This is a genomic window from Streptococcus suis, assembly GCF_002964045.1.
Classification (GTDB): Bacteria; Bacillota; Bacilli; order Lactobacillales; family Streptococcaceae; genus Streptococcus; species Streptococcus suis_U.
On sequence record NZ_POPB01000241.1, the window covers coordinates 1 to 407 of the forward strand.

Genomic DNA, 407 nt, shown 5'->3' on the forward strand with positions numbered 1-407 from the left:
GAAACTTGACGAAGAAACTTCTGTTTCTAGGAAAGTTTATCTTTTTCACACGGAGTTTAGCCCGTGTTCAATTATGAACACTTGCTTTTAGTCTACCTTGTTACTTGATTACAATTTGATTTCTACGTTTACACCACTTGGAAGATCCAATTTCATCAAAGCGTCAACTGTTTTTTGAGTTGGGTTGATGATGTCGATCAAACGTTTGTGTGTACGCATTTCGAACTGCTCACGAGAGTCTTTATACTTGTGAGTCGCACGGATGATTGTGTAGAGGCTACGTTCTGTTGGAAGTGGAACTGGACCTGCTACTTGAGCACCTGTACGTGTTGCAGTTTCAACGATTTTTGCAGCTGCTGTATCAAGTGTACGGTGTTCGTACGCTTTCAAGCGGATGCGGATTTGTA

At 41.5% G+C, this 407-nt stretch carries 1 protein-coding gene; it reads right to left on the reverse strand.

Translation table 11 applies throughout. The features are described from left to right. Positions 1-108: 108 nt before the first annotated feature. Positions 109-407 (reverse strand): 30S ribosomal protein S10 (rpsJ, locus tag C1E99_RS02220; protein ID WP_105206453.1); only part of this gene is annotated, 299 nt, incomplete at its 5' end.